General features: G+C 34.5%; 15 protein-coding genes. 5 read left to right on the top strand and 10 right to left on the bottom strand.

From position 1 onward, the window contains the following. Positions 1–76 precede the first annotated feature (76 nt). Both HNQ90_RS01440 and HNQ90_RS01435 read right to left on the bottom strand, forming a co-directional pair. On the bottom strand, positions 77–1,468 hold the full coding sequence (locus tag HNQ90_RS01440) for an OmpA family protein (protein ID WP_144114878.1): 1,392 nt from the start codon (positions 1,466–1,468) through the stop codon (positions 77–79). 462 nt (positions 1,469–1,930) lie between these two features. Continuing rightward, the gene (locus HNQ90_RS01435; RefSeq protein WP_144114877.1) at positions 1,931–5,068 is read right to left on the bottom strand and encodes a UvrD-helicase domain-containing protein; all 3,138 of its coding nucleotides are present in this window, start codon (positions 5,066–5,068) and stop codon (positions 1,931–1,933) included. 125 nt (positions 5,069–5,193) lie between these two features. Here HNQ90_RS01435 and HNQ90_RS01430 point away from each other — a divergent pair, with 125 nt between their 5' ends. Further along, positions 5,194–5,802 (top strand): superoxide dismutase, encoded by a 609-nt coding sequence (locus tag HNQ90_RS01430; protein WP_144114876.1) that lies wholly within the window; start codon positions 5,194–5,196, stop codon positions 5,800–5,802. 209 nt (positions 5,803–6,011) lie between these two features. On the opposite strand, the gene HNQ90_RS01425 is transcribed toward HNQ90_RS01430, so the two are convergent. After that, positions 6,012–7,121 carry an alpha/beta fold hydrolase gene (locus HNQ90_RS01425; RefSeq protein ID WP_144114875.1) on the bottom strand — a complete coding sequence of 370 codons (1,110 nt, stop codon included), beginning with the start codon at positions 7,119–7,121 and terminating at the stop codon, positions 6,012–6,014. A 196-nt stretch (positions 7,122–7,317) separates the two neighbouring features. On the opposite strand from HNQ90_RS01425, the gene HNQ90_RS01420 reads away from it, so the two are divergent. Continuing rightward, positions 7,318–8,073, top strand: coding sequence for a UDP-2,3-diacylglucosamine diphosphatase (locus HNQ90_RS01420; RefSeq protein ID WP_144114874.1), 756 nt, complete (start codon positions 7,318–7,320; stop codon positions 8,071–8,073). A 1-nt stretch (position 8,074) separates the two neighbouring features. Here the strand turns inward: HNQ90_RS01420 and HNQ90_RS01415 are convergent, their stop codons facing one another. From HNQ90_RS01415 to HNQ90_RS01395, 5 genes are all read right to left on the bottom strand, one after another. Next, positions 8,075–8,728, bottom strand: coding sequence for a peptidoglycan-binding domain-containing protein (locus tag HNQ90_RS01415; RefSeq protein WP_144114873.1), 654 nt, complete (start codon positions 8,726–8,728; stop codon positions 8,075–8,077). Positions 8,729–8,776: 48 nt separating this feature from the next. Then, entirely contained in the window at positions 8,777–10,045 is a 1,269-nt protein-coding gene (locus HNQ90_RS01410) for an MFS transporter (RefSeq protein ID WP_144114872.1), read from the bottom strand. A 19-nt stretch (positions 10,046–10,064) separates the two neighbouring features. Continuing rightward, complete coding sequence (recJ, locus tag HNQ90_RS01405; protein WP_144114871.1) at positions 10,065–11,765, bottom strand: single-stranded-DNA-specific exonuclease RecJ; 1,701 nt, start codon at positions 11,763–11,765, stop codon at positions 10,065–10,067. A 48-nt stretch (positions 11,766–11,813) separates the two neighbouring features. Then, a complete protein-coding gene (locus tag HNQ90_RS01400; RefSeq protein ID WP_144114870.1) occupies positions 11,814–12,236 on the bottom strand; it encodes an OsmC family protein in 423 nt (140 codons plus the stop codon). Between the two features lie 167 nt (positions 12,237–12,403). Then, a complete protein-coding gene (locus tag HNQ90_RS01395; protein WP_144114869.1) occupies positions 12,404–13,675 on the bottom strand; it encodes a D-alanyl-D-alanine carboxypeptidase in 1,272 nt (423 codons plus the stop codon). A 201-nt stretch (positions 13,676–13,876) separates the two neighbouring features. Here HNQ90_RS01395 and HNQ90_RS01390 point away from each other — a divergent pair, with 201 nt between their 5' ends. After that, complete coding sequence (locus HNQ90_RS01390) at positions 13,877–17,053, top strand: SusC/RagA family TonB-linked outer membrane protein (protein WP_241678309.1); 3,177 nt, start codon at positions 13,877–13,879, stop codon at positions 17,051–17,053. Positions 17,054–17,063: 10 nt separating this feature from the next. Further along, on the top strand, positions 17,064–18,563 hold the full coding sequence (locus tag HNQ90_RS01385; RefSeq protein WP_144114868.1) for a SusD/RagB family nutrient-binding outer membrane lipoprotein: 1,500 nt from the start codon (positions 17,064–17,066) through the stop codon (positions 18,561–18,563). A gap of 87 nt (positions 18,564–18,650) precedes the next feature. On the opposite strand, the gene HNQ90_RS01380 is transcribed toward HNQ90_RS01385, so the two are convergent. Together HNQ90_RS01380 and HNQ90_RS01375 are read right to left on the bottom strand one after the other, a co-directional pair. After that, positions 18,651–19,700, bottom strand: coding sequence for an aminotransferase class I/II-fold pyridoxal phosphate-dependent enzyme (locus HNQ90_RS01380; RefSeq protein ID WP_144114867.1), 1,050 nt, complete (start codon positions 19,698–19,700; stop codon positions 18,651–18,653). Continuing rightward, a complete protein-coding gene (locus HNQ90_RS01375) occupies positions 19,700–20,710 on the bottom strand; it encodes a dipeptide epimerase (protein ID WP_144114866.1) in 1,011 nt (336 codons plus the stop codon). The genes HNQ90_RS01380 and HNQ90_RS01375 overlap by 1 nt, the downstream gene beginning before the upstream one ends. A 68-nt stretch (positions 20,711–20,778) precedes the next feature. Between HNQ90_RS01375 and HNQ90_RS01370 the strand changes: the two genes are divergently transcribed. Continuing rightward, on the top strand, positions 20,779–21,369 hold the full coding sequence (locus HNQ90_RS01370) for a carboxymuconolactone decarboxylase family protein (protein ID WP_144114865.1): 591 nt from the start codon (positions 20,779–20,781) through the stop codon (positions 21,367–21,369). The last annotated feature ends 79 nt before the right edge of the window (positions 21,370–21,448 follow it).

Here is a 21,448-nt window from a genome sequence, read left to right as displayed (position 1 = left end):
ATAAAAATAAAAAACGCTTCGGATATCCGAAGCGTTTTTTGTAAACTTATTTGTTTAAAATTTAATTAGCTATTTCTTATTTAGCTAAGTTAATTTCTACACGTCTGTTGTTTGCTCTACCAGCTCTAGTTTTGTTAGAATCGATTGGTCTAGCCTCTCCATATCCTAGTGCAGATAATCTGAAAGCATCAATACCATTCTCAACTAAATATTCTTTTACTGAATTAGCTCTAGAATCAGATAATCTTTGGTTTAATTGATCGCTACCAACACTATCAGTATGACCTTCAACTGTAAATTTAGCTGTTGGGTATTCTTTAAGGATACCAATGATATCAGATAATACAGCAGCAGATTGTGCTTTTATAGTTGCTTTACCAGTATCAAATAAGATAGTTTTAGCATAAGCGTTAAGTGTTGCTTGAACAGCTTGAGTTACTTCAGGACAACCGTTGTTTGCAACAGTACCTTTAACTTCTGGACACTTATCATCTTTATCTAATACACCGTCACCGTCTTTATCAGCCCAAGGACATCCTTTGTTTGCAGAAGGACCTGCTTCGTTAGGACATTTATCATCAGCATCAGTTACACCGTCACCATCAGCATCAGGACAACCGTTTAATGCTTTTAAACCTGCAACTGTAGGACAGTTATCTTTGTTATCAGCAATACCATCACCGTCAGAATCAGGACAACCGTTAAGTTCAGCTAAACCAGCTTCGTTAGGACAATCATCTTTACTATCTTCGATTCCGTCACCGTCAGTATCAGGACAACCGTTGAAAGCTTCTAAACCAGCAACATCTGGACAAGCATCGTCTTTATCATATATTCCATCACCGTCAGTATCAGTTCCACCAAATTTGATAGAGATACCTGCAGTATGTTGGAAGTGTGTATCTAAGTAATCTTCAAAAGCATGTTTGTAAGCTGTTTGCACAGTTAAACCAATGTTTTCGTTAAACCATACGTTGAAACCTAAAGTTCCGTTTACAGTACCAGCACCAATTTCATCTACCCAAGTGTAACCACCACCAAGACCTAAGAAAGGATCGATAGTTGTACCTTCAAGAAAGTTGTATTTAATTGTACCATCTACACCGTAGTATGATAAATCAGATACTTCATTGGCTACATCAGGATTTACACTGATATCACCGTATTTATCAATTTTATTTAAAGATCCAGTAATTCCGAAAGAAAAACCATCGCTTAAATATTTAGATACAGAGATCGTTGATAAAGAAGGTAAAACATTCCAGTGGTCTGTCGCATTTGCAAATTCTTCTCCAAAAGACTCACTAGCGAAACCGCCTTTAGAAAGTGCTCCGTCTCCTGTAGGATAGAAATCAACTGCGTTTACCCCGATAGAAATTTGCCATGGGTTGTTTTGGTCTTGCGCATTAACGTTGCTATAACCAAGTACAAGCAACATAGCGAACAATAATCTGCTAAGATTTTTCATATTCAAAAGTTTAATTTTAAGTGTTAAATTTACTGCAAAAGTAAGTTGTTAAATGTTATTAACAAAGACAAATATATAAAAAAATAGGATAAACAAGTAGTTCGTCGATAGTTCATAATGAATTTAGATAACTTTAAGTGCTTCCCCTACACTAACTAATACCTACAACATCTTATGTAAGTCTTGTTTTACGAGGGCTGCCACGAGTTACAATACATTTCTAGCTTTACGAAAAGAACGATTAAAAAAAGAATCCTACAACAAAGCTCAGCCAAATAAAACGCATATTAACAATAGATTGACACAGTTTAACGGCATAAAACTGCTAAATAGTGGTCTATAATATCAAAACATTTAAATTTTGCCCACTACCGTACTATTTCGAACACTCCATATATACTAATACAGTTTAAACAGACTTATTTTTTCACTAAACGATAGTACGTTTCGTATTCAACACAACTATACATCCTTAACTAATATATCGTCATTTATATATACAAGAACTTTCTTTTTAACACTAATATCCATCTCTTCCAAAACATCTTGATAGGATTGTAGCTGCTGCGCATATTTTATATCTTCAGAACCCGTTTTATAATCTATAATTACAGCTTCGTTATCAGAATTTACAATAACCCTGTCCGGTCTCAAAATAATGCCATCTTTAGTAATAATATCGCGTTCATTATATATGGTATTACTTTTTGTATAAAATGCTTTTAGTTTTTGATGATTAATTATTTGCAAAACAGTGTCTTTAAGAAGCTTAATTTGTTCTTTCTGTATAGCAGAATCCTTTACAAAGTCTTCCATTACAGCATCTACATCATCTATAGTTTCAATTTTAGCCATAAGGTTATGGATTAAATTCCCTTTCTCGATAGCTTCCTGCTGGTTAGTATCCCATAATAAACCAGATTTTGTAACGACATTTATATTATGGTCTTCTTTAGCTGTTGATATAAAGGACTCTTGAGTATACGTTTCTTTTTTATTCCCAACAGGTTCCGATACCTTTTTAGGGTCCCCAAAACTATATTCAAGCTCTGAATCTTGCCACAGCCCCAAATGTTGCAGATAATTAATTAATAATCCCGAATACTTTTTATTGTTAATCTCGCCTTTGGCCGAAATATCTTTAGAAGATATAATATGTAACTGCCCTACAGGGCGCGTTAAAGCCACATACAACAGATTTATACTATCTAATTCTTGTTCTGATTGATGTTTATTAAAAATCCGTAGACCCTCTTCTCCATAATGTTCGAAATCTTTATTATAATTTAAAAGTGTACTAGAAAAACCATTATACTTCTCCTTATCTAAACTAAACCATTCTTTAGGCTCCAACTCCCTGTAAATATCTAAATCAGCATAAGGGAAAATGACCACCGGAAACTCTAATCCTTTAGATTTATGAATGGTCATAATCTGAACAGCATCCTGACCTTCGGGCGATATAATACTTAAATTATCCTTTTTCTTATCAAAATAATCCAAAAACCCCGAAACATCAGAGCCTTTTTTCATTGAAAAATCTAAAACAATGTCTAAATAAAACTGAATATAAGCGTTGGATGTTTTAACCAAACCAAAAGATCTTACAATAGTTTCGGCTAAATCGTAAAGCGGACGTTGTAATAACATGTTAGCATCTATAAACACATTATAAGTCTCGAAACTTTTAAACAACTCATCGGTTGGCAAATTAATATGTGCCGTGAAAAAATCGTGCTTTTCTTCAATATTAAAAAGTGTCGTTAAATAATTTAAAACTTGAATTTTAATGTCGTTATTTTCTGGTTGAACTAAAAGGGCCAAAACATTATTTATAAAAACAACTTCGGGCGAATTATTTATCAATAACGTTTCAGAAGAAATTATGGGTACTTTGTGTTGACTCAAATAATCTGCAATTGCAACACCCTCTTTTTTCTTCCTTACTAAAACGCAAATATCTTCCAATTTAAAACCATTCTCTAAACATGTATTTATGGTTTTTAAAACTGCTTCAGGAAACTCCTCATCCCTTTTATCTTCTTTATCTAGGTCTAAAAAAGACAGCTTAACAAACCCTTCATTTCCACTGGTAATATGCTGTGTAGAATTTTGGTAAAGGTCTTGATGATCTGCATCATTAAAAAAGCTGCTTGCCAAAAATTTAAACAATCCATTATTAAAATTCACTACAGCTTTAAAGCTTCTGTAATTCGCTTCTAAATGTTTTACAACTTGATTAATTTGAAACGGTTTGTCCTTTTCATTAAACAAATCCATAAACTGTTCCGCCTTACCACCACGCCATCGGTAAATGGCCTGTTTAGCATCACCAACCAACATGGTGCTACCGTTTATACCAGAAAGCGAGTTATCTAACAAGGGTTTTAAATTTTCCCATTGCATCACCGAGGTATCCTGAAACTCATCAATAAAATAATACTTAAACTTTTCGCCTAAGCGTTCATAAATAAACGGTGTAGGTTGTCCTGCAATCTCTTTACTAAGAATAGCATTAAACTCCGAGATTAGCATTTTATTCTGCTCCTCCTTTAAAGCCGTTAACTCAGTATTTATGGCATTTAAAACCGAAAGTGGCGTTATATTTCTATAAAAAGCTCTTAAAAACTTAACATGAAAAACATTTATTTTATTCGTTTTATATCTCAATTCTATTTCAGGTAATAAAGCATCAATGGCATTTGAGATTTCAAGCTTTGCGGTTTTTGCATAAATTTTCTGTCTTTCAATAATATTTTCCTCTAGATTATTATTGTAAATACCCGAAAACTCTAACTTCGAGGCTTTTAAAAAGTGATTTGGTAACGTGCTTCTTGAGAAGTCTTTAAACTCTAGGCCAGATTGCGCTATTAAATCGAGCACCGTTTTGGCATTTTCCACAATATCTTTTTCTACCGTAGCAATTTCCTTTCGCAATTGCACTTTAAGCTCCTTAAATTCGGCTAAGGTTTTATCTTTTAGTGTATCAATAAAAGGCAAATCGTTTTCCTTAACTAAAAGTTTAGCAATTTTATTAAAATCGAAAGCCACATCATAACTCTTATCATCATCAGCTTTTTCAACAGCAAAATCAACCAAAATTTTGGTAAGCTCATCATCATTTCCTGCTTTAGCTATTAAACTATCTACAGCTTCGGTTAATAAAGAATCTTGGTCTAATTCAACTTCAAAATTTAAAGGCAATCTTAAATCGTGAGCAAATGTTCGTATTACTTTATGGGTAAAACCATCAATGGTCGAAATATCAAAAGCTGAATAATTATGTAAAATCGTATTTAATAAATGATCCGATTTTTCTCGAAGCACATTAGGTTCCATCTGCAATTCCTCACAAAGATCCTTAAACATTGGTGTTGGCTCATTTAAAACAGCAGGATTAGAAAACGCTTTAAGCATCTCCACAATACGCCCTTTCATTTCAGCAACCGCTTTATTGGTAAACGTAATAGCTAGTATACGCTTAAAAGGCTCAGGATGGTTAGACTTAAAAAGTATTTTTAAATACTCTTTAACCAAGGTATAGGTTTTCCCGCTACCCGCAGAAGCATTATAAATACTAAAAGGATGTGTTTCCTGCATAAAGAATGATTTGTTACAATATAAAAACTATCAATGAGTTGATAACAATTAATTATTTTTTATTGACCTCTTTTATCCGTAAATTTGAATTAAAATAAATATAAATACTAAAAACAAAAAAAATTATGGCTTTCGAATTACCGAAATTAGGATATGCTTATGATGCTTTAGAGCCTCATATTGATGCTAGAACCATGGAAATACACCACACTAAGCACCACCAAGGATACACAAACAACTTAAATAACGCCATTGCAGGAACAGATTTAGAAGGAAAATCAATTAACGATATTCTAGAAAATTTAGATTTAGATAATGCCGCAGTTAGAAATAACGGAGGTGGATTTTACAACCACTCATTATTCTGGGATGTTTTAAATCCAGAAGATAGAGGACGCTTATCTGGCGAATTAAAAGACGCTATCGATGCTGCTTTTGGTTCTAAAGATGAATTTATAGCCGCATTCTCTAAAGCTGCCGGAACACGTTTTGGTTCTGGATGGGCATGGTTATGCGTACATAAAGGTGGTAAAGTAGAAGTTTGCTCTACACCAAACCAAGACAACCCATTAATGCCAGGAATTGGTTGTGGAGGAACTCCAATTTTAGGATTAGATGTTTGGGAACACGCATACTACCTAAACTACCAAAACCGTCGTCCAGATTACATTAGCGCATTTTTTAATGTAGTTAACTGGAACGAAGTAGAAAAACGTTACGCAGAAGCTAAATAATTTCCATTTAGCCTTAAAAATAACTAAGCAAATCTAGAAATAGGTTTGCTTTTTTTTTGGCGTTACCCGAGGGGTCGGGCTTTCCACTACAAGTCCTCGCACCTCCTACGTCGGGCTGTGGGCTATCCGTTGCAATCCCTAACGCGGGCATATTTACCAACTTTTAGCCGTAAAAAATGCTTTGCTTACCTGGATGGTTTCCAGAAAAGCTACTTTTTTAAAATCTCATTAACATAAATAGCACGATACTTTTCGGGATATTCAATTTGAACGCCATGTGTGCCATTTTCAAACAAAAACCATTTTTTTGATGGTGCAACTAGCGCATCAAAATAAGCCTTAGCAATCTCGGTTTCTGTAAAGTGATCGTTATCGCCATGCATAAAATAAACAGGCACTTTCAGTTCTGGTACATCACGAAAAAGATTTACATTAAGCGCCGTAGATTCCATTAGTTTTGCAGCCGGGTAATACGATTCGGGCTTATTAATCATATCTGTAAATTTTTCCTTAAAGGTTAACCCGTTATCCATAAACATACCTTTAATTAAATTAAAACCAGTATCCATTTTTATCGGCGCGTACTTAAACACAATAGTCCTTTCAATTTCTATAGCATCACTAATTTCCATACCCGGTTTATTGGTATACGGCGGCCTTCCTATTTTTTTTAATTGATTAATAGATACCGTATCGTTACGTTTTTGCGCTTCTGCCATAACAAAATCATAAGATAATATTTCCGACTCTGCTTGCTTAGCACAAATACCGCTGCCTATATACGCATGGTACAACTCCGGTTTTTTTTGAACCATAAAAGCAGCTACTGCTGTACCCCACGATAAACCTTCAATATAAATTTTATCCTTTTTAAAAGTTTTCTTTAAGTAATTTGAAACTTCCAAGCCATCATCTACAATTTCATTTAAAGTAATGGATGCATCTGGCACACTATCGTTATACGCGAGACCCGAACCTCTTTGCTCCCAATAACAAACCGTAAATAAATCTTCCAAATCAATACCAGAAAGCTTATAAATAACAGGAAAAATGGGAGCACCTGGACCACCATGAACTATTAAAAGCACAGGATTATTAACATCCTTTCCTCTAATAGTAATTCTTTGAGACACACCTCGTATTAACATATCTTCATGCATGGCAATACTATTTGGCAGCACCTCACCGTTTTCATCTAAAAAAGGCTCTTCGACACCAGAACTATTAAATTTAATAATTACTAATAAAATTAAAATAGCTCCGATAATAACCCCCAACAGAATTAATAACCATTTACCTAGTTTTTTTAATAGCCCCATAATTTCTTGATTTTCCCAATTTAATTTTCCTGATATTTTACTAACAACAAAAAATAAACACCTAGTTTTCAGTACTTAACGAATATATAGATTTTCTCCAAAAAACGCCTAACCAAATATTAAAATTCTCTAGTTATAAAACAATAAATATTAAAATCAAATAATCTAGCATGCTCAGGAATTAGTATATTTACGCATGCAAATTCCAAAAGGAAAAAAAATATATTTCGCCTCAGATAATCACTTAGGGGCACCAACCAAAGCGGCTTCTTTTCCTCGCGAAAAAAAGTTCGTAGCTTGGTTAGACGAAGTTAAACACGATGCTGCAGCCATTTTTCTTTTAGGCGATTTATTCGATTTCTGGATGGAGTTTAAAACCGTAATACCAAAAGGCTTTACAAGAACCTTTGGTAAGCTTGCCGAAATTAGCGATTCAGGAATTCCTATTTATTATTTTGTGGGTAATCATGACCTTTGGATGAATGGCTATTTTGAAGAAGAACTAAACATACCTGTTTACCATAAACCAAAAGAATTTACCTTTAACAACAAAACCTTTTTAATAGGTCATGGCGATGGTTTAGGCCCCGGAGACAAAGGCTATAAGCGCATGAAAAAAGTGTTTACAAATCCATTTTTTAAATGGCTTTTCCGTTGGTTACATCCAGATTTAGGTGTTCGAATGGCACAATACTTATCGGTAAAAAACAAACTTATTTCTGGCGATGATGATGCTATATTTCTTGGAGAAGAAAACGAATGGCTAGTACAATATTGCAAACGAAAGTTAGAAAATAAACACCTAGATTTTTTTGTGTTTGGCCACAGACATTTACCTTTAAATATCGACCTTAACGATGCATCTAAATATATTAACCTAGGCGATTGGATTCAGTATTACACCTATGGCGTTTTCGATGGCGAAAACATGGAACTTAAAGAGTACAAGTAAGCTATTTCAATAAAGCTTCAAAGGTTAATAAATCTACTTTACCATCAGGAAATAGTCCGTTTTTTTCTTCAAAAGATAAAACCGCATCTCTTGTAATGGTTTTATATAATCCATCAACTGGAATATCAAAGCCCTTCTTTACTAGTAGCTTTTGAAGTTCATAAACGAATACACTTTTTTGCCCAATCCTCAACTCAGAGATATTATTATTAAAAAGGGTAATCAATTTACTTTGTGTTTTTTCTTTTTCAAATTCAGCTTGACTGATACCTTCGGTTTCCAGCAACCTAATATTAGCATTAGTTAAACCACTATTTTTTAAAGTTTTAGACTTCACTAATTGATCTTCATAAAACTTTACAGCACCTAGTTTATCTGTATATTTAGAAATAGCCGCTAATTCCTCTTCATCATCGCTATCCGAGTTTCTTACATCTATACCATTAGCGCTCCATTGCGTAATTACGTATCCATTTAAATCTTCAATAGCCTTGTAATAATGCAACAAAAAAGACCGATCATGGTAATTTAAATCAATATTTTTATTTGTAACATACTCATATTCTGGAGGCGTAAAACGCTTGTGTTCCTTATAGGTATTGTAACCTATAGCCAACACAACAATAACTAGTAAAAATATGATAATTTGTTTCATTTTTTATCTTCGTTTTTTTGTTAGGGTAAATATAATTAAAGAAAATGACTATTCCGTAGTTTGATTTTCCCCCATATCGGCAGTTAAATCTAAATCTCGTAGTATAGGGTTTTTAATTCCAATGGCAATAACAGTAATCAAGGTCATGGTACCTCCAAAAACTACAGCAGCAACGGGACCCATTAATTTAGCAGCTACACCACTTTCAACAGCCCCCAATTCATTAGAAGATCCAACAAACATAGAATTAACCGAAGATACTCGACCACGCATATCATCTGGCGTTTTTAACTGCAATATAGTTTGACGAATAATCATAGAAATGCCATCTGCTGCACCACTAATAAATAACATTAAAACGCTTACCCAAAAAACAGACGAAAGGCCAAAACCAATCATACTTAAACCAAATATAAAAATTGAAACAAGCAGTTTTTTACCCGTGTTTTTGCTAATAGGAATGTAGGTAGTAACAAACATGGTAATAATGCTTCCTAAAGATATTGATGCATTTAAAATACCCAAACCTTGGCTTCCAACCTCTAAAATATCTTGCGCAAAAATTACTAATATGGCAACAGTACCTCCAAATAACACCGCAATCATATCTAAAGTTAAAGCGCCTAGTATCGCTTTGTTATGAAACACAAACAAAACACCAGCCTTTAAACTTTCTTTTACCGATTCGCCTATTTTCTTATTTAAAATAGGTTTCTTTTTTATTAAAAAAGTTAAGAAGAAAGCAATAACTACTAAAACAAACACAACACATAAGGTACTTGGTACTCCCATCCAACTAATAAAAAAACCACCAAAAAGCGCACCTAAAACGGCAGCAGTTTTCCAGGTGCTTGTGCTCCAAGTAGCCGCATTAGGGTATATTTTTTTAGGAACAATTAAAGCAATCAAAGAAAAGATAATTGGACCAAAAAACGAACGCATAAAACCACCAAAAAACACAAGTGCATAAATTGAATATAAAATACGATTTGTGGACCAACTAGTTATTACCATATTGGTGGTTAATAAAAAAAGGCCTAAACTAATTAGAGAAAAAGCAGCTATACAAAGTGCTAAAAGATTTCGTTTCTCTTTTTGATCTACAATATGACCAGAAAACGGCGCCATAAAAAAAGCTGGAATAAACTCGCAAGCTCCTATTAAGGCTAAACTCCAAGGGTCTTTTGTTAAGCTATATACCTGCCACTCTATTACAATAAATTGCATAGACCAACCAAAAACCAAAAACAATCGAAGCAATAAAAATATATTAAACTCCTTTATGCGCAGTGCCGCATACGGGTCGGTTTTAGCCATAATTAAGTATTAAAATCTATTACTTTTGCTTCTTAATATCCCTTAACTTTAGCTGTAAACTAATGTTACCGTTCCATTCGTTTTCATCAATAGAGTAAGCAGCACGAAATAATTTACCATCGGTAATTTTATTTATTTTTTTACCCAATCCAAAACCAATACAAACTATTTTAGTTGCCGATTCTGGCTGCGTTGCCGTTAAACGTAAATGTGTTTTATCTGCTCCAACACACTTACCATAGCCGGTATCCATTACATTTTCACTTAAAAAAACCGGAGTCATATTACTAGGACCAAAAGGCGCAAACTGCTTTAAAATTCTATGAAATTTAGGTGTAATGTCATCTAAATCAATTTGAGCATCAATTTTAATTTCAGGAGTCAATAAATCTCTATCTATGGTTTTAGAAACCTCATCTTCAAAAGCTTTTTTAAAGGCTTCATAATTTTCTGGCTCTAGCGTTAAACCTGCAGCATATTTATGTCCTCCAAATTGCTCAATATGTTCCTTACAATTTCCTAAAGCATTATAAATATCAAACCCTTTTACAGATCGTGCAGAGGCAGCCAATTTATTTCCACTTTTTGTAAATACTAGCGTTGGTCTGTAATACGTTTCTATTAATCGAGAAGCCACAATACCAATAACGCCTTTATGCCAATCTTCATTAAAAACAACAGTAGTAAGGCGGTTCTGTTCTTTTTGTTCTTCAATTTGCTTAAGAGCTTCTTCTGTAATTCGTTTATCCGTTTCACGTCTATCTAAATTATACTCATTAATTTCGGCAGCGTACTTTTTAGCCATATCTGGCTCTTCTTCAGATAATAATGTTACCGCATAATTACCATGTTTCATGCGTCCTGCAGCATTAATTCTGGGCGCTACAATAAACACAACATCGGTAATAGTTAAGGTGGTTTTTTCTACCTGATCTAAAATGGCTTTTATACCAGACCTTGGGTTTGTATTTATTACTATCAAACCAAAATAAGCCAAAACTCTATTCTCTCCATCAATAGGAACAATATCTGCACCAATGGCTGTAGCTACCAAATCTAAATACTCAGTTAAATCTTCTGCAGTTTTACCTTCTTTAGACGCTAAGGCTTGAATTAACTTAAAGCCCACACCGCAACCACACAACTCTTTAAAAGGATAGTTACAATCCTCTCTTTTAGGATCTAATACAGCTGCTGCATCTGGAATTTCATCTCCTGGCCTATGGTGATCGCAAATAATAAAATCGATACCAAGTGTTTTGGCATGCGCTACTTTATCAACAGATTTTATACCACAATCTAAAGCTATAATTAGCGAAAAATCATTCTCTAAAGCAAAATTTATTCCTTTATACGAAATACCATAACCCTCATCATACCTATTAGGAATGTATGTATAAACTAAATTATGTTTCGTTTTTAAATATGAAGACATTAAGGCTACAGACGTGGTGCCATCCACATCGTAATCGCCATAAACTAAAATATTTTCTTTATTAGCAATAGCTTTTTCAATACGTGCAACAGCCCTATCCATATCTTTCATTAAGAATGGATCGTGTAAATCTTCTAAACTTGGTCTAAAAAAACGCTTAGCATCCTCATAATTATCAACACCTCTATGAACTAATAACTTTGCAGTAATAGCATCTACCTGAAGTGCTTCTTGCAAAGCTTTAACTTTTTCTTTTGGAGGTTCTGTTTTTAATGTCCAGCGCATTGAGAGATTGCAATTTTGTTGTAAAAAGTAAACTTTATTGGTTCCTTTTTATGCTTTATGAAAATGTGTTTCTATGGTTAGTTCTGCGAATTGACGAAACATTTCCATAACGCCACAATATTTTTCAATAGATAAATCTACCGCGCGTTGTAGCTTTTTCTCGTTTAAATTATTCCCATAAAAATGAAAATGCATGGCTACTTTATCATAATACTTTGGGTGCTCATCGGTTAAATTTGCTTCGGTTTCAATTTTAAATGTATCAACCTCTAACTTCATTTTTTTAATTAATGCTGCAACATCTAAACCAGAACAACCTGCTAATCCCGATAGCATTAAAGCTTTTGGACGGTATCCCTCGCTTTTGCCTCCGTTTTCCTCTCCTGCATCAATAAATAAATTATGTCCTGATGGGTTTGTACTTTCAAACCTCATATCTCCTAACCATGTCGTGGTAACCTCAACTGCCATTTTTAAACTGTTTTTTTGTTTTATGTAAGTATCAAAAATACTACATAAAAACCTAAAACAATAATCTAAGCTTTTAAATTCATGTTTTGCAAGAATCCAAAGAATTGTAAAATACCAATCCGTTTATCATAAGCTTTTAAAATAAAACTTAACAAAAAGCACTAGGTTTAATAATTATCGCGAAGACTTTCTAAAATAAGCTGCATTTGTTTTTTAACCTCTTTAGATGATGTTTTGTAATGATTATTCATAAAACTAAATATTAAAGTTTCGCCAGAATGAGTTATTAAGTACCCGCTTAAAGAGTAATTGTTACCTACAGTTCCTGACTTCGCATAAATATACGGTTCGCTAACTCCCGAATAATAACGTTTTAGGGTTCCTGACGCTCCACCAACGGGAAATAAGTTAAACAAGCGCGCTCTAGGTAATGCTTTATATAATTTTGTTAGCACTTGCACAAAGGATGTTGGCGTGAATAAATTATACCTACTTAAACCGGAACCATCTACCCACCTAGGCTGTTGTTTTAAATCTTTTAATTGATTATTTAATATAGTATCGCGAATTCTACGAGAACTTAAAGTGTCAGAAAGCACAGAAGAAGCCATAATTAAAATCTGTTCTGCTAAAAAATTATCACTTACAACCATCATACGTTTATACAAAGAATCTGCGGGAACGTTGTAAGCTATTTTATTCAATTGTCTTCCCGAAAACTTAGAAACCTCAACCTTATTAGGTAGTAAATCTTGCCAAAATTTAGTTATTAATTCGTCATTTAAAACCATAGGTACCTCAATAGTATCTTTCCTTTTGGGATTATAATAAAACGCATTAGCGTTATAAGCTCTTCGCTTCTTAGACTCGGCAAGTTGAATGTTATTTTTTAATAGCCTTGGTGTGCTTTGTAAGCTATCTTGATTACTAATAGTTAGTACATTTCCGTACATAGGAAAACTGCTTCTTTCTGGACTAAAATAAGTATCATAATCTTCCCAAGCCCAACCAGGACCAAATTTATCATCAACTAAATTATCTAAAATTAGGTTTACCTTTTTATACGGCTTAAGCAGTTTTAATGCCGTACTATCATTAAAAAAAGGATGTAAAAATGCAGGATTTCCAACACCTTGAATAGTTATAGTATCATTATCCACCTCATATTTAAAAGCAGGAAGCTGCTCTGGTAAAAATTGCAATGCTGTAAACAAAGTAAATATTTTAGTATTGCTTGCCGGCGTAAAATATTTATCAGCATTATACTTATAAATAGTGTCGTGGTTTTTAGGGTTATACACTAACAGCCCTGTAAATTGATTGTTATAAAATGGCGATTCAAATTGTTTTGTAATGCTTTTTTTAACCGCAGCAGATTTACAACTAAATAAAAAGAAGTAAACCAAAACAAATAATATACTATTAGTCAACACTCTCATCAATAAATAATTTTAAAATAATTACACCTTTCTTTTTTTTCAAATCATAAAACTAAGGAATTCATTGTAAAATAAAGCTTTTTAACATATTTGATAAATATTTATTACCAAATTTAACGATTACAAATAATCTTTCAACAAATATTGAAAAACAATAAAAAAACAATATATTTGAATGACTAACAATTCAAACTCTATTTTATGAAGAAAAAAGCAACCCTCTCTTTTCTTGTCTTTTTTACAGCTACATGCAGTTTTATGTTTGCACAAAACATAACTGTTAGTGGTCAAGTAATGGATGCTTCTAGCGTACCGTTGCCTGGTGTAAATATTCAAGTAAAAGGAACAAGTAACGGAACATCAACTGATTTTGATGGATATTATAAAATTTCCGCAAAACAAGGTGATGTATTACAGTTTTCTTTTTTAGGTTTTAAAACCAAAGAAGCAACAGTAACAGGAACCACATTAAATATTAACCTAGAAGAAAGCACAGATATACTTGGCGAAGTTATTGTTACCGCTTTTGGTATTGAACAGAAAGAAAAATCTCTTGGATATTCTGTAACACAGGTTAAAACAGAAGACCTTAACTTAACAGGACAAAACGATGCTATGACTGCCTTACAAGGTCGTGTGGCGGGTTTACAAATATCTCAAACTTCGGGAACTCCTGGCGGTGGTGTAGATATTTTAATTAGAGGCATGTCTTCTATGAATCCTAATCAAAACAATCAACCTTTAATTGTCGTAGATGGTGTCTCTATTAATAACGATACATTTTCTGGTAATATTCTACCAACTTCTGGAACAAACTCTGCGGGCTCCGACTCTCAGTTTTCATTTTCGAACAGAGCAACTGATATAAACCCAGACGATATAGAAAGCTATAACATTTTAAAAGGAGCTGCAGCAACAGCGTTATATGGTGTTAGAGCTGCAAATGGAGCTATAATAATTACCACTAAAAAAGGAAAATTAGGGAAGCCTAAAATAGGTTTTTCTGCCAGCACAACATTTAATAATGTTAAAACTACACCAGGTATCCAATCTACTTTTAGAGAAGGACGATATGGAGCACCTTACAGAACATACACTCCAGAAACAGAAACTGGATTTACTGTAACAGGCGTTGGTAATTATAATGGACCAATGACTTGGGGTGTGCGTTACACAGACGATTCTTACACACATACCGATAACACCGTTATAGACTTAAGCAATGACCGCTTTTACAGCCCTTACGATTTATTTGATACCGGTATTTCACACACCGAGAATTTTAATATTTCTGGTGCAGATGAAAAGTTTGATTACTACATGTCGTTAGGAAACACATCATCAGACGGAACTTTACCTAACTCTGAGTTTGGCAGAATTTCTTCAAGATTTAAAGCAGGGTACCAAGTAACCGATAACTTTAAAATTGGAGCAACCGTTAATTATTCAAACTCGAGCTCTACTAAAGCCACTGGTGGCGACAAATCTGTAATGAGTGCCTTAGGGTGGTGGTCGCCTACATTCCCTATTAACGATTATTTAAATCCAGACGGATCGCATCGCGCCCTGTTTCCTGGATTTATTGATAACCCAAGATATAACGCTTATATAAGCGCATTAACAGAAGATACAGATCGTTGGGTTGGTAATATAAACCTAAACTGGAATCCGAAAGATTGGATAAACGTTAACTATACAGGGCAAATTGATAACTTTACAACGCTTATAAATAGATTTGTTCCTGCCGATTTAGATGGTGGCTCTGGAGTAAACGGCTATATTGTCGATCAAAATTATATTTTCAAAGGTTTAGAATCTAATTTACTTGTAACACTTTCTCACGATTTTTCCGATAAAGTAAGCAGTTCACTTTTATTAGGGCAGTCTATTTTAGACAATAAAAGAACAAGCTACAGAATGTACGGGCAAAGTTTAAACCTGCCTTATTTTAATCATATTAGTAACATTCAAGAAAACCAATCGATATCCAATTTTGTAACCCAAAAACGCCTTGTTGGATTTTTTGGAGAACTTAAATTAAGTTATGATGATAAACTCTTTTTATCTCTAACGGGCCGAAACGATAAAGATTCAACTTTACCAACAGACACCAACTCTTATTTCTATCCATCGGCAAGTTTAGCTTACGATATGAAAGATATATTTGGCAATAATAGCGTGGTTTCTTTTGGTAAAATTAGAGCTTCGTATGCAGAGGTTGGTAACGGAACTATTCCCGGGCAAGTTGGATTTTTTAATTACCCCGACCCAAATTTTCCTTGGGCAGGCACAGGTGGTTATGTTACCGATAGATATGTTGGTGAACCCGAATTAAAACCTGAGCGCACCAAAGGTTACGAGTTAGGTTTAGATTTCCGTTTTCTTAAAAACCGTATTAGGTTAGATTATGCATATTACAACTCAAAAGTGTACGATGCTATTTTCCCTGTAGGAACAGCACCATCTACCGGAATTATTCAATTTACCAGAAACGCAGGTATTTATCAAACATTTGGACATGAGTTGTTAATTAGTGGTGATATTATTAAAAATGATGACTTAAAATGGGAAATGATTTTCAACTTCGGAACTAATAACGGAGAAGTTGTTGAGTTACCGGAAGAAATTCCATTTTTAGATTTTGTAGACGATGTTACCGGAGCACGTATTTATTTACAACCACAAGAAGGCGATAAAATAGGAACATTATACGGCTATAAGTGGAAACGCGTAGATGGTGAAATTTTAATTGACGATGCCGGCTTACCTGAAACTAACTTTGATGAAAAAGTAATAGTTGGAAATGTTACTCCAGATTTTGTAGCATCTTTAGGATCTAACATTAATTACAAAGGTTTTGGTTTAAACTTTTTGTTTGAATGGAAAAAAGGAGGCGACAAATATACTTGGCAACGTTACCAAATGAATAGAGCAGGAACCTCTGAATACACTATGCAGTACAGAGAAAACGACACCTATGTGTTTGATGGTGTAATGGAAGACCCAGCAAATCCAGGAACGTATATTGAAAATAATACTGAAGTAGATTTTTCAGTTAGTTCCGCAACCGGGTATCAATTTTTTAACTTTACCTCTCTAGCAAGACGTAATGCCGAAGTACTACTACAAGATGCATCATGGGTTAAACTAAGAAACGTAGGTCTAACCTACAGCCTTGGCTCTGGTGTATTAGATAAGTTAAAATTAGAAAGCGTAAAACTATCGGCTAACTTAAGCAATGTGCTAATATGGACACCTTTTGATGGTTTCGACCCAGAAGGAAGCGATTATGGCGCAGGAAGTAACAAATATGGTTTTACAGGTAGAGGCATACCGCTAACCGAAAACTATTCGTTTGGTGTTACAATTGGATTTTAAAAAAAGAACTATGAAAAAATATATAAAATACTTTCTATTAATAACTATGATCTCCAGTTTTTCTGGCTGTGATGATTATTTGGATGTTAACACACCATCTGACGCTGTCCCTTTAGACAACCTTAGCATGAAGGACATTTTAGGGCCAACACTGTTTAATACAATTTATGGGTATTACTATGCAGAATTATCATTATGTAACTATACACAGTATTATGCTGGATACGGTACTGCTCCGGTGGTAGAATCTTTTAATAGTAGCACATGGAGCAATATTTACACAAAGGTATTACCAAATATTGAAAACTTAAAAGAAAAGGCAATCGCACAAGATGCGCCGCATTTTTTAGCCGTTGCTAAAATTATCACAGCAATGAATTTAAGCTTTGCGGTAGACAATTGGGATAACGTACCTTATACACAAGCTGGTAAACCTTTTGAATTTCCTGCGCCTAAATTTGATGATGGCGAAGTTGTTTACAATGACATGATTACCTTATTGGATGAAGCAATATCAGCGCTTTCAGGAGCTTCAAATCCTAAGTTTAATTTAGAACCGGGTGATCTTGTCTATAAAGGAGATGTATCAAAATGGATACGTTTAGCGTACACATTTAAAGCACGTATGCAATTACACATGATGAAAAATGGAGGTGTAACAGCAAGCGATGTTCTAAGCTCAATTAACAATGGGTTTACTTCAAACTCTGATAATTTTATACTTACTTATCCAGAAGGTGAACTTAATCCGTATTACGCCACTAATGTGCAAGCTAGAGCAACTTCAAATTATTTCCGCGCTCCAAACGATCAATTGGTAAGCATGCTAAATGGTACAACTTATCCTTTTGAAAGTGGGACCGTAGAAGTTGACCCACGATTACCAGCTATGTTTGTAAAGGAAATTAGGGTAGATGTTCCTGCACCTGATACTGATCCTTGGCGTGGCTTTTTAAACGGAGGAACAGGACAATCTTCCGATGGCGAAGCTGCAAACACCTACTATAAAGATGGTGGATATTACACAAAAGCAAGCGCACCACTAGAAGTGTTAACTTATGCTGAAGCGATGTTTATTAAGTCGGAAGCGGCATTTTTAGCAAACGGTGGCACAACAACTAGTACTGGCACGACTTCAGAGGCTTACAACGCTTACCTTGCTGGAATTAAAGGTAGCATGGAACAAATAGGTGTAGATGGTGCCGATTATTTAGCAGACACAGCCGTAGCTGTTGGCGAAGGTGGCTTAATGCTAAACCATATTATGAAGGAAAAATATATTGCAAACATTCATAACACAGAAACTTGGAATGATTTTAGACGCTATAATTTCTCTGCCGATGTTTTTAAAGGCTTAGAACTACGTTTGGAAGAGGATAATTCTGATGATGAATTTGCAGGCGAATGGATTAGACGAGTTTCTTATCCTACATCAGAATTAGATGCTAATTTTGATGAGGTTAAAGCAAACGAAAAAAGCCCAATAACACCTATTTGGTGGGCTGAATAAGCTTGAATATCCATAATAAAAAAGCCGAATAGAAATAATCTATTCGGCTTTTTTATTATTCAATTTTGAGCGTGTTTTAAAATGAGACTACATGCCATTTAAAACGTTGCATAGCTTTAAAATATCAGCTTCAGTATGTCCTGCACTTATAACTATTCGACTCATCATAGGCGAGTTTATATCTGGGTACCTAAAACTTGTTACTATTATACGATTGCTTTCTAGGTAATCATTAAGATCTTCATCTATAAAACTAAAAGCAGGATGACCTTCCATGTATTGAAATTTATTAAGCGAATCCAAGTGTTTTTTAAAAAAGGTTGTGTTATATTCTAGTTGTTTTCGCTTGGTTTTATAAATCTCTTCAGCATGAATTAAAGTAGCCAAATTAGCAGGAGAGGCAGGACTAGAGCCTCCAAAAAAGGCTGTACTTTCTAAAGAAGAGATTCTGCTTTTAGAACCAAAAATAGCACCAGCCTGAACACCGAACCCTTTTCCTAAAGAGCCACAAACTATAAGTTCCTTTGGGTTTAAATCTTTAATGGTTTTATAAACACCGCCACCGTGCTCTCCAATAATACCTAAACCATGCGAATCATCAACTACCAAAACAAGTTCTGAAAGCGGTAAGGATTTCAAGCCTTTAAAATCGGGAAAGTTATTTCCTGAAAATTCTATAGCGTCTAAAAACACAACTGGTATTTCGATTGGCTTTTGCTTTAAATGAACATGTAATGCTTCTTTTAAAGTTTGATACGTTGAAAACGATTGGCTTTTGCTTGTTGATAAACTTAACGCCGAATGTGTATTTGGTGCATAAAAAAAACCATGTTTTTTAGTATTCAAACCATGAGCCACAAGTTGCCCCGCTAAATACCCCGAAGACAAACTAATACAGGCTTCGCTTCCTACTAGTTGAGATAAATAGGCTTCAGCTTCATCATAAATAGAAATACGAATATTTGATTTACGCGATGCACCATAATTAGTGCCGTACTTTTTAATATTCTCAATAAATATATTTTGAAAATCAACATCGGTTTGCAAACCTAAATAGGCAGTACCACCAAAATAAAGATAGTTTTCCTTTTGGATTGAAATATGATTTCCCGGAAATGAATTTAAATAATAAGCCATTACTTTAAAGTTATTCCACTACCCCCTAATGTTGGAAATATCACCTTGGCATCCGGCAAAATACTTACGCCTTTCGCAATATCCTCTTTAAGTAAAAGTGCTCCGTCCATATCAACATAATCGAGTTGAGGTAATAGTTGTGCAATAGCCGAAATACCAACGGTGGACTCCGTCATGCAACCCACCATCACTTTTACGCCCATGGCTTTACCTTTTTTAATCATGCGTAAAGCCGGTGTTAATCCGCCGCATTTAGTGAGTTTTATATTAATACCGCTAAAATGATTTCCGCAAGCCTCCACATCACTTTCAACAATACAACTTTCATCTGCAATAACGGGTAAAACAGCATGTTTCATTACCTCTTTCATGCCTTCCCAATCGTTTGCCTTTAAAGGCTGCTCCAAAAACTCGACTCCTAAATCTTTTAAAAGTGGCGCATTCCTAATGGTTTCTTCTGCTGTCCATGCACAATTAGCATCAATTCTAAATACAGCGTCACTATGTTTTCTAAGCGCTTTTACAATACTAACATCGTCGTCTGTACCTAATTTTATTTTATAAATTGGCCAAGGGGTTTCTTGCATTTTAGCCACCATCTCATCTATACTAGCAATACCAATCGTGTAATTTGTAGTAGGAAAGCTATCCAGGTTTGTTCCCCAAATACTATAAAGTGGTTGGTTTTGGAGCTTTCCATATAAATCGTGAGCTGCCAAATCTAAAGCACAAATAGAAAAGTTAGTTAATCCTTTTTCCATTAAAAAAGCATGAAAAACATCGGGTGTTGTAAAGTTGAAATCTTCAATGTCTTTTAAAATGGCATTAATTTCCAACATCATGCTTTCAACCGTAATGTTATAATATGGATTTGAAGTAGCTTCGCCATAACCTGTTTTTCCGTTTAAAGAAAGACAAACAATTAAACTGGGTTGTACATCGTGAGACTCGCGAGAAATTGTAAAAGTATGCCTTAACTTTAGTTCGTATGGCTTTAAAATAACCTCCATAAATTTCTTTTTTATTAGATGTGAAGTTAATAAAATTATACCTTTGAGAATAACGAAAACTTAAATATATGCCACTAGTAACACCACTTTCTGCCGACCATGACCAAGAGACCAAAAAACTAGCCGAATTTTTTAATGAAACCTTAGGTTTTTGTCCTAATTCGGTATTAACCATGCAACGCAGACCCGCCATAAGTAAAGCATTTATAAACTTAAATATGGCTGTTATGGCAAACGAAGGAAAAGTAACTTCTGCCTTAAAACGAATGATTGCTTGGGTATCTAGCAACGCTACAGGTTGCAGATATTGTCAAGCACATGCCATAAGAGCTGCAGAACGTTACGGCGCAGAACAAGAACAACTCGATAATATTTGGGAATACCGAACACACCCTGCTTTTAATGAAGCCGAACGTGCTGCCTTAGATTTTAGTTTGGCCGCAAGCCAAGTACCAAACGCTGTTGATGAAACCATAAAAAAACGATTACACAAATATTGGGATGAAGGCGAAATAGTTGAAATGCTTGGTGTTATTTCTTTATTTGGCTATTTAAATCGCTGGAATGACTCTATGGGTACATCTATTGAAAGTGGCGCTGTTGAAAGTGGCGAGCAGTATTTAGGAAAACATGGTTGGGAAAAAGGGAAGCACATCTAATTCCTGCGAAAGCAGGAATCTCATGATAGGCGTTATTTGTTTCAATTTAGAATCAACAATTTTTTAACCCTTTCCAGAA

This window comes from Algibacter amylolyticus (assembly GCF_014202225.1).
Taxonomy (GTDB): Bacteria; Bacteroidota; Bacteroidia; order Flavobacteriales; family Flavobacteriaceae; genus Algibacter_B; species Algibacter_B amylolyticus.
The sequence above is the reverse complement of the archived record's forward strand: the minus strand, read 5'-3'. Positions and strand labels throughout refer to the sequence as shown.